We start from the raw sequence: 9,189 nt of genomic DNA on the forward strand, positions 1-9,189 counted from the left end.
ATCATGTTCGGTAGGCTCAAAGACTGGCGACGGGTCGCAACCCGATATGACCGATGCCCGAAGGTATTCCTCTCCGCCATCGCACTCGCCGCAACCGTCATCTATTGGCTATGAGTCCTGACCCTAGACTTCAAAGCCTGCTTTGTCCCGATGGTTGTCATTGACCGTGAGAATAAGTAGCACGGTTTCTGCCATACCTGCCGAAGAAGTCTTTGGGACGCGCCTTTCTACAAGCAGCCAGCAAACCTGGGCCTATTGCAGGCACAGCACGATGCGGCACCATTTGGTGCGAAGGGCGGCCACCGGGGCCGCCCTTTCCCGTTCGTCCGGTCCGCAGCGTCAGTCCATCTGCTTGAAATGGAACTCGCCGCCTTCCTTGAGGCCGCTCGGCCAGCGCGAGGTGACGGTCTTGGTCCGGGTGTAGAAGCGGAACGCATCCGGCCCGTGCTGGTTGAGATCGCCGAAGCCCGACTTCTTCCAGCCGCCGAAGGTGTGATAGGCCAGCGGGACCGGGATCGGGACGTTGATGCCTACCATGCCGATATTGATCCGGTTGGCGAAATCGCGCGCCGTGTCGCCGTCGCGGGTGAAGATCGCGGTGCCGTTGCCGTATTCGTGGTCCATCGCGTGGGCTAGCGCGTCCTCGTAGTTTTCGGCGCGCACGGTGGACAGTACGGGTCCGAAAATCTCCTGCTTGTAGATGTCCATCTCGCGCGTCACACGGTCGAAGAGATGCGGGCCCACGAAAAACCCGTCCTCATAGCCCTGAAGGCTGAAATCGCGGTTGTCGATCACCAGTTCGGCGCCCTGTTCGATGCCGCTCTCGATAAGGCCCAGCACGCGGCTCTTGGCCTCGGCCGTAACGAGCGGGCCGTAATCGACATCCTCGCCGCCCGTGTAGGGTGCGATCTTCAGCTTCTCGATGCGCGGCACCAGCTTCTCGATCAGCGCGTCGGCGGTCTGGTCGCCCACCGGCACCGCGACCGAGATCGCCATGCAGCGCTCGCCCGCCGCGCCGTAGCCCGCGCCGATCAGCGCATCGGCGGCCTGGTCCATGTCGGCGTCGGGCATCACGATCATGTGGTTCTTGGCGCCGCCGAAACACTGCACACGCTTGCCGTTGGCGCAGCCCCGCGCATAGATGTACTGCGCGATCGGGGTGGAGCCGACGAAGCCCACCGCCTGCACGGTGCCGTTGTCGAGAATGGCGTCCACCGCTTCCTTGTCGCCGTTGACGACGTTCAGGATCCCCTCGGGCAGACCGGCCTCCAGCATCAGTTCGGCCAGCATCAGCGGCACCGAGGGGTCGCGCTCGCTGGGCTTGAGGATGAAGGCGTTGCCGCAGGCGATGGCGGGGGCGAATTTCCACATCGGGATCATGGCGGGGAAGTTGAAGGGCGTGATGCCCGCGACCACGCCCAGCGCCTGGCGCATGGAATACATGTCGATGCCGGGGCCCGCGCTGTCGGTGTACTCACCCTTCAGAAGATGCGGCGCGCCGATGCAGAACTCGACCACTTCGAGCCCACGCTGCACGTCGCCGCGCGCATCGGGCACGGTCTTGCCGTGCTCGCGGCTCAGCGCCTCGGCCAGCTTGTCCATGTCGCGGTTGAGAAGCCGCACGAACTCCATCAGCACGCGGGCGCGGCGCTGCGGGTTGGTGGCCGCCCAGGCGGGCTGCGCGGCGGCGGCATTGGCCACGGCTGCGTCCGTTTCGGCCACCGAGGCCAGCGGCAACTTGGCCTGGACCTCGCCCGTGGCCGGATTGAAGACATCGGCGAAGCGGCCCGATGTGCCTTTCACATGTTTGCCGCCGATAAAATGCGTAAGCTCCTGCATGGCTCTCTCCCGTTCAGGATTGCTGGAATTGGCGGCAGGGTAGTCTTGCGTTTTTTCCATGAAAAGCGGAAACATCCCAAAAGTGTTTTGCAAAAATGCAGGATGGGACGATGGCCGCGCAAAGCCGCTGGGACGATATCCGGGTCTTCCTGGCCGTGGCCCGGCTGGAAAGCCTGTCGGCGGCGGGCCGCGCCCTTCGGCTCGACCCGGCGACGGTGGGCCGGCGCATCGCCCGGCTGGAGGAGGCGCTCGACAACCGGCTCTTCGTGAAATCCCCGCAAGGCTATGCGTTGAGCGAGGGCGGGCGGGCCTTTCTCGACCACGCGCAGCGGGTCGAGCAGGCTGTGACCGGGGCGCTGGAGGAGGTGCGCGGCGATACCGACGGGCTGACCGGCACGATCCGCATCGGCGCGCCGGACGGCTGCGCGAGCTATCTGCTGCCGCAGATCTGCGCGGCCATCGTGGCCGACAATCCGGGGCTGGAGGTGCAGGTCGTCGCGCTGCCGCGGGTCTTCAACCTCTCCAAGCGCGAGGCCGACATGGCAATCGCGGTTTCGCGCCCGGCCGCCGGCCGCCTGACGGTCCAGAAACTGACCGACTACCGCCTGTCGCTGGCGGCCTCCGCGGACTATCTGGCGGCGCACCCGCCGATCCGGCAGCGCGCCGACCTGCGCGGGCACCGGATCGTGGGCTACATCCCCGACATGATCTATGACAGCGAACTGGACTACCTGACCGAGATGACGGGCGCCGAGCGCGTGGCGCTGGCGTCGAACTCCGTCACTGTTCAGTTGCAATGGCTGGCGCATGGCGGCGGGGTGGGGGTGGTGCATGATTTCGCCATGCCGGGCCACCCCGCGCTGCGCAAGGTGCTGCCGGAAACCGTGTCGCTGAGCCGTGCCTTCTATCTGATCCGCCATGCCGACGACCGCCCGGTGGAACGGCTCAACCGTTTCGCCGATCTGCTGGCCGGGCGGCTCCGGCGGGAGCTTGCGCGCCTGGAAGCGCTGACTTGACAGGGGGATGGCTTCGGGGGACGCTGGTCACGTTGACTTCACAATGACGGGAGGCGGCAATGATCGTCCGGCAAATTCTGAAACTGAAGTCCAGTAACGAGGTCGCCACGATCCCGCCCAGCGCGACGGTGAGGGAGGCGGCCGAGATCCTCTCGGCCAAGCGCATCGGTGCGGTGATCGTTTCGGCCGACGGAAAGGTGCCCGAGGGCATCCTTTCGGAGCGCGATATCGTGCGCGAACTGGGGCAGCGCGGACCGGGCTGCATGAGCCAGTGCGTCATCGAGCTGATGACGGCGGAGCTGGTGGGCTGCACGCTCGACGAAACCTCCGACCATGTCCTGGCCCGCATGACCGAGGGCCGCTTCCGCCACATGCCCGTCATGGAGGACGGCAAGATGGCCGGGCTGATCTCCATCGGTGACGTGGTCAAGGCGCGGCTGGCGGAACTCAGCATGGAGAAGGATGCGCTCCAGGGCATGATCATGGGGCGCTGAGCCGGGCGTTGCGCGGGCGCGAAGCCGCTTGCATTCCCCTCCGCAATATTGTTGCGTGCCGCGCAGGCAAAACTGACCGAAGGGAACGCCCCCATGCGCACCGGCCTCTATCCCGGCACGTTCGACCCCATGACGCATGGCCATGTGGACATCATCCGGCGCGCCTGCACGCTGGTGGACCGGCTGGTGATCGGTGTTGCGATCAACCGCGACAAGGGCCCGCTCTTCACGCTGGAGGAGCGGGTGGAGATGGTCGAGGAGGAGGGCAAGCGCCTGACCGAGGCCAATGGCACCGAGATCGTCGTACACCCCTTCGAGAACCTGCTGATAGATTGCGCCCATGATGTCGGGGCCGAGGTCATCGTGCGCGGCCTGCGTGCGGTCAGCGATTTCGAGTACGAATTCCAGATGGTCGGCATGAACCGCGCGCTCGACGACAGCGTGGAGACGGTTTTCCTGATGGCGGACGCCAAGAACCAGGCCATCGCCTCGCGCCTGGTCAAGGAAATCGCGCGGTTGGGCGGCGATGTCTCGGGCTTCGTCACGCCGCCGGTCCTGGCCGCTCTAAAGCGGAAGTTCGCACGCGCCTGAGCCGGGGGCTTTCCCTTGGCGCGTCCCGCGTCTAGGGTCGCGCCAGAGTTTCAGAGCGGAGGCATCATGGCCGAGTACAAAGATCCCGAGAACACGATTATCATGACGCTCAAGGACGGCCCCGTCGTCATCGAGCTTCTGCCCGACGTGGCCCCGGCGCATTGCGCGCGCATGAAGGAGTTGGCCCGCGAGGGCGCCTATGACAACGTGGTCTTCCACCGCGTCATCGAAGGTTTCATGGCGCAGACCGGCGATGTGGCCAATGGCAATGCCGAGAAGAATTTCAGGCTGCACAACGCCGGCACCGGCGGGTCGGACAAGCCGGATCTGCCGGCGGAGTTCTCGCGCCTGCCGCATGACCGAGGTACGCTGGGCGCGGCGCGCTCGCAGAACCCGAATTCCGCGAACTCGCAATTCTTCATCAATTTCAAGGACAACCATTTCCTGAACGGGCAATACACGGTCTATGGTCGGGTGGTCTCGGGGATGGATCATGTGGACCGGATCACCCGTGGCGAGCCGCCCAGCAATCCCGACCGCATGATCTCGATGCGCGTGGCGGAGGATGAGAAGGATGGCTAACAGGATTTTCGCTCCGCTCGCGGCACTTTTTCTGGGTCTCGCGCCGGCGCTCGCCGCCGAAGACGAGAACGTGCTGGTGATCGAGGTCGCCGGCCAGTCCGAAGGCATTGTCGAGATCGAACTGCTGCCGCAGGTCGCGCCCGGCCATGTCGCGCGCATCAAGGAACTGGCGCGCGCCGGTGCCTATGACGGGGTGGTCTTCCACAGGGTCATCGACGGTTTCATGGCCCAGACCGGCGATGTGCAATACGGCCGCAAGGATGGCGGCGAGCCCGGTATGGCCGGCACGGGCGGCTCGGACCTGCCTGACCTGGAGGCCGAATTCTCGGACCTGCCCTTTCAGAAGGGCGTGGTCGGCATGGCGCGGTCGCAGAACCCCGACAGCGCCAATTCGCAGTTCTTCATCATGTTCCAGCGCGCCCCGCATCTCAACGGCCAGTATACGGTCGTGGGTCGCGTGATCGCCGGGCAGGAGGTTGTGGACAGCATCAAGCGCGGCTCGGGGCAGAGCGGCACGGTGCGCGACCCCGATTACATGAAGGATGTGCGGATCAAGGCTGACGGCTGATCCCGATCCGTCAAACTGTCGTGAGGGGGGCTGTGCGCAAGCGCGGCCCCCTGCCACATTGGGGGCAGTGGTCAGGGAGGTCCCCATGCGTCTCAAGGCATTCATCCTTTCCGCCCTCGCCGCGCTGATGCTCGCCGGTGCGGCGGTCGCGCAGGTTGAGTTCTGGAAACACGAATGGCCGCGCACCGATTTCTCGCGCGCTTCCGTCGATCTGCGCGAGATCATCTCGGGCGGTCCGCCCAAGGACGGCATTCCCGCGATCTGGGATGCCGAGTTCCAGCGCGTTGCCGCGACACGTGGGCTCGACGGGCGCGAACCCGTCATCGCGGTGGAACTGGAGGGCGCTACGCCGCGGGCCTATCCAATCCGCTACCTGATGTATCACGAGATCGCCAATGACGTGATCGGGGGCGTGCCGGTGGCGGTGACCTACTGCCCGCTCTGCAATTCCGCGATGGTTTTCGACCGGCGGGTGAACGGGCAACTCCGCACCTTCGGCGTCTCCGGCAAACTGCGCAATTCCGACATGGTGATGTATGACCGCGAAACCGAAAGCTGGTGGCAACAGGCGATCGGCGAGGGCATCGTGGGGCATCATACCGGCGACAGGCTGCGCCAGTTGCCGAGCTGGATGGAAAGCTGGGACCAGTTCCGCGCCCGCAACCCCGAGGGTCTGGTGATGGCGGAGCCGAACGCGGACCGGCCCTACGGCCACAACCCCTATCGGGGCTACGACAGCGGGCGGCCGTTTCTCTATAGCGGCGAGATGCCGCCACACGGGATCGCGCCCAATTCCCGCGTGATCCGCGTGGGCGAGCGTGCCTGGCCGATGGAGCGGCTGCGACGCGCGGGCGAGATACGCGAGGCCGGCATCCGCCTGACATGGGCGGGCGAGCAGGCCTCGGCGCTCGATACCGGGCGCATCGCGCAGGGCAGGTCGGTGGGCTCGATCCGGGTGCGGGACGGGCAGGGGCGCGATATGCCCCATGACGTGATGTTCGCCTTCGCCTTCCACGCCTTCTACCCGGACGGGCGCTGGATGATAGGCCAGTGAGGCGCGCGGCTCAGGGAGCGATGAACGTCACGCCCGCCATGCACTCGATCCGGTGGACGTCTTCGTCATAGGCGGCGCTCAGCGCATCGACATATTCCGCGGTCCAGCCGGTATCCCCGAGTTCCATCTCCATCTCGTCTTCCAGCGCAAAGCGGTCCAGGAAGGCGGCCACGATGTGCCGGCGCTGCGTCTCGTTCTTCGGCGGGTGGTCGTCGAGATAGCCCATCAGCCGGTTCAGCGCCTCGCGCGTCATGATCCGCTCCAGGAGCCGGTGCGTGCCCTTGAGCCGGGTCGCGGGATCATGCCCCGAGACCTCGCGCAGGACCTCCGGCCAGATGAGCGGCGTATCCTCGTTGCACCAGACCACCAGCCGGCAGTCCGGTGCCGCCGCCGCCATGCGCTCCACCACGTCCGACCAGCGGAGCACCATCGGGTCCACCCGGTCGATGAAGCTCTGGAACGGGCTGGCCTTGGCGCGCGTTGCGAGCGCCGGCAGGAAGGTCGCGGGGTTGCGCAGCGCGAAATGGAACTCCACTTCCTTCGAGGGGAAGATGTCGCGGAACTGCGCGATGCGCTCGCCGGCTTTCGGATAAAGCCGGTTGTCGCCCAGAACCTGGTTGGCCGGGCAGAGGAAACTGTCCACCGACATGACGACCCGCTGCGCGTCGTCCTCGTCGATCAGCGCGTCGATGAGGAGGGTTTCGAGCTCCTCTGAAATCGGTCCGGCGCGCAGCGCGGACAGCGCCTCGGCCAAGGGTGCGCGGAACCGGTCCGGCGGGGAGAGCGCGATGCCGTCCTGTGCCAGCCTCTCGGCGTTCTTTTCCAGGCATTGCACGAGGAGCGCTTCGTCGGTGACATGCGCGCCGAGATGATACACAATCTGCATGAAGAGCCGGGTGCCGCCTGCGAAACTTTGAACTATCCCGGCACTATATCGGGATTTCTGGACAGTTAAACCGCTTTCGGCTAAGGCCTCCGCCGATGATCGAACAAATGACCGAGCTTAGGCCGCGCGCCCGTCTCGACCCTTGGTCGGCCGGGGCCGCGCTCATTGCCGCGCTGGTACTCCTGCCGATCGTCTCGGTGGTCTGGATCGCCTTCAACCCGGCCGAGAATATCTGGCCGCACCTGCTGGCCACCACGCTGCCGCGCTATTTCACCAACACCGTCCTGCTGATGCTGTCGACCGGGGCCGCGACCGCGGTTCTGGGCACGGTGACCGCCTGGCTGGTGGTGATGTACCGCTTCCCGCTGCGCGGCGTGCTGGAATGGGCGCTCCTGCTGCCGCTGGCGATCCCGGCCTATTTCGGGGCCTATGCGCTGGTCGACTTCCTGGAATATGCCGGGCCGGTGCAGACGTTCCTGCGCGAGATTTTCGGCTGGAGTTCCGCGCGCGACTACTGGTTCCCCGAGATCCGGTCGCGCGGAGCGGCGGTGCTGGTGATCTCGGCGGCGCTCTACCCTTATGTCTACCTGCTGGCGCGCGCGGCCTTCCGCGAACAGTCGGGCGCACGGATCGAGGTGGCACGCGCGCTGGGTGCGGGGCCCGTCGCGCGGTTCTGGCGCGTGGGCCTGCCGCTGGCGCGTCCCGCCGTCGCCGCCGGCGTCGCCATCGTGATGATGGAGACCGTCAACGATTTCGGCACGGTGGAGTATTTCGCCGTGCAGACGCTGACCACGGGGCTCTTCTCGGTCTGGCTGGAGAGCTACAATGCCGGCGGCGCGGCGCAGATCGCCACTGTGATCCTGGCGCTGATCCTGGTGCTGGTGGCGCTGGAGAAGAGCTCGCGCCGGCGGCTGCGTTTCTTCGGCGCGGCGCGCGGCCAGCGCCCGGTGGAGCCGATCCGCCTGACCGGGGCGCAGGGCGTACTGGCGGCGCTGGTCTGCCTGCTGCCCTTCGCACTGGGCTTCGTGCTGCCGGTCTCGGTCATCCTGTCGCACGCGGCGGCGAACCTGGAATACTGGGCCGCGCCGGGGCTCCTGCGGGCGCTGGGCAACACGCTGACGGTGGGCGGGCTGGCGGCCTTCCTGACCGTGGCGGCGGGGCTATTCATGGTCTACGGTGTGCGGCTGACCGGCCGCCGCCTGCCGCGGCTGCTGCTGCCGGTCACGACGATCGGTTATGCCGCGCCGGGGGCGGTGTTGGGCATCGGCATCCTGATCCCTATGGCCTTCGCCGACCACGCGCTGGCCGACGGGATCGAGGCGCTGACGGGCGTCGATCCGGGCCTGCTGATGACCGGCTCGGCCTTCGCGCTGGTCTTCACCTATTCGGTGCGCTTCTTCGCCATCGCGCAAGGGGCCGCGGATGCCGCGATGGGGCGGGTCTCGCCGTCGCTGCCGATGGCCGCGCGGGCCCTGGGGCAGAGCGCGCGCGGCACGCTCGTCAGGGTCTATATGCCGCTCATCCGCGGCTCGGTCGGCACCGCGCTTCTGCTGGTCTTCGTCGATTGCATGAAGGAGCTTCCCGCGACCCTGCTGTTGCGGCCCTTCAACTACAACACGCTCGCCACGCGGGTCTACGAGCAGGCCTCGCTGGAAAACCTGGGCGAGGCCTCGCCCGCGGCGCTGCTGGTCATCCTGATGGGGCTGGGCGCGGTCCTTCTGCTCGCCCGCGCCAGCCGCTAGACCACTTGCACGGCGCGCGGCGCCGGGGTACATCCGGGCCGAGTGCCCCTATAGCTCAGCTGGTAGAGCACCTGATTTGTAATCAGGGGGTCGGGAGTTCGAGTCTCTCTGGGGGCACCAGAACATATTGTTTTCATTGGGTTTTTCGTCTGACGTAACAGTCAGAGGACCATGAAAATGACCTTGAAACTACCCAAATACATGATGAATCGCGGTAGCACATATGCCGTCCGGTTTACCTTACCGAAAGAGTATCAGGCGGTATTCGGACGGAAGGATATTGTGCGAAGCCTAGGGTCAGGACTCATAGCCAATAGATGACGGTTGCGGCGAGTGCGATGGCGGAGAGGAATACCTTCGGGCATCGGTCATATCGGGTTGCGACCCGTCGCCAGTCTTTGAGCCTACCGAACATGA

The 9,189-nt window shown here is 66.0% G+C and carries 10 protein-coding genes, 1 tRNA gene and 2 pseudogenes; 10 read left to right on the forward strand and 3 right to left on the reverse strand.

Annotation, left to right across the window (positions count from 1 at the left end; all coding sequences use genetic code 11):
• Positions 1 to 114, forward strand: a pseudogene (locus DDZ14_RS18630) (IS5/IS1182 family transposase); the annotation flags it as partial.
• A 225-nt stretch (positions 115 to 339) separates the two neighbouring features.
• Here DDZ14_RS18630 and DDZ14_RS18635 read toward each other — a convergent pair.
• On the reverse strand, positions 340 to 1,839 hold the full coding sequence (locus DDZ14_RS18635; RefSeq protein ID WP_109426492.1) for a CoA-acylating methylmalonate-semialdehyde dehydrogenase: 1,500 nt from the start codon (positions 1,837 to 1,839) through the stop codon (positions 340 to 342).
• A gap of 110 nt (positions 1,840 to 1,949) precedes the next feature.
• Here DDZ14_RS18635 and DDZ14_RS18640 point away from each other — a divergent pair, with 110 nt between their 5' ends.
• From DDZ14_RS18640 to DDZ14_RS18665, 6 genes are all read left to right on the forward strand, one after another.
• Positions 1,950 to 2,855, forward strand: a complete 906-nt coding sequence (locus tag DDZ14_RS18640; RefSeq protein ID WP_109426493.1) for a LysR family transcriptional regulator — start codon at positions 1,950 to 1,952, stop codon at positions 2,853 to 2,855.
• A gap of 59 nt (positions 2,856 to 2,914) precedes the next feature.
• Positions 2,915 to 3,349, forward strand: a complete 435-nt coding sequence (locus DDZ14_RS18645; RefSeq protein ID WP_109426486.1) for a CBS domain-containing protein — start codon at positions 2,915 to 2,917, stop codon at positions 3,347 to 3,349.
• A gap of 93 nt (positions 3,350 to 3,442) precedes the next feature.
• On the forward strand, positions 3,443 to 3,940 hold the full coding sequence (gene coaD / locus DDZ14_RS18650) for a pantetheine-phosphate adenylyltransferase (RefSeq protein WP_109426494.1): 498 nt from the start codon (positions 3,443 to 3,445) through the stop codon (positions 3,938 to 3,940).
• A gap of 66 nt (positions 3,941 to 4,006) precedes the next feature.
• Positions 4,007 to 4,522 (forward strand): peptidylprolyl isomerase, encoded by a 516-nt coding sequence (locus DDZ14_RS18655; RefSeq protein WP_109426487.1) that lies wholly within the window; start codon positions 4,007 to 4,009, stop codon positions 4,520 to 4,522.
• Entirely contained in the window at positions 4,515 to 5,090 is a 576-nt protein-coding gene (locus DDZ14_RS18660) for a peptidylprolyl isomerase (RefSeq protein WP_109426488.1), read from the forward strand. Before DDZ14_RS18655 ends, DDZ14_RS18660 begins: the two co-directional genes overlap by 8 nt.
• Positions 5,091 to 5,175: 85 nt before the next feature.
• Positions 5,176 to 6,144 carry a DUF3179 domain-containing protein gene (locus DDZ14_RS18665; RefSeq protein WP_109426489.1) on the forward strand — a complete coding sequence of 323 codons (969 nt, stop codon included), beginning with the start codon at positions 5,176 to 5,178 and terminating at the stop codon, positions 6,142 to 6,144.
• A 10-nt stretch (positions 6,145 to 6,154) separates the two neighbouring features.
• On the opposite strand, the gene DDZ14_RS18670 is transcribed toward DDZ14_RS18665, so the two are convergent.
• A complete protein-coding gene (locus DDZ14_RS18670; protein WP_109426490.1) occupies positions 6,155 to 7,030 on the reverse strand; it encodes a hypothetical protein in 876 nt (291 codons plus the stop codon).
• 107 nt (positions 7,031 to 7,137) lie between these two features.
• Between DDZ14_RS18670 and DDZ14_RS18675 the strand changes: the two genes are divergently transcribed.
• The 3 genes from DDZ14_RS18675 (at position 7,138) to DDZ14_RS20330 (ending at position 9,093) form a co-directional block, all read left to right on the forward strand.
• Complete coding sequence (locus DDZ14_RS18675; protein WP_233252646.1) at positions 7,138 to 8,772, forward strand: iron ABC transporter permease; 1,635 nt, start codon at positions 7,138 to 7,140, stop codon at positions 8,770 to 8,772.
• A gap of 44 nt (positions 8,773 to 8,816) precedes the next feature.
• Positions 8,817 to 8,892: transfer RNA gene (locus DDZ14_RS18680), tRNA-Thr, on the forward strand.
• An 84-nt stretch (positions 8,893 to 8,976) separates the two neighbouring features.
• Complete coding sequence (locus DDZ14_RS20330; RefSeq protein ID WP_369915370.1) at positions 8,977 to 9,093, forward strand: DUF6538 domain-containing protein; 117 nt, start codon at positions 8,977 to 8,979, stop codon at positions 9,091 to 9,093.
• Here the strand turns inward: DDZ14_RS20330 and DDZ14_RS18685 are convergent.
• Positions 9,077 to 9,189, reverse strand: a pseudogene (locus tag DDZ14_RS18685) (IS5/IS1182 family transposase); the annotation flags it as partial. The gene DDZ14_RS20330 and the pseudogene DDZ14_RS18685 sit on opposite strands and share 17 nt — an antisense overlap.

It is taken from the genome of Maritimibacter sp. 55A14 (genome assembly GCF_003122205.1).
GTDB lineage: Bacteria > Pseudomonadota > Alphaproteobacteria > Rhodobacterales > Rhodobacteraceae > QEYE01.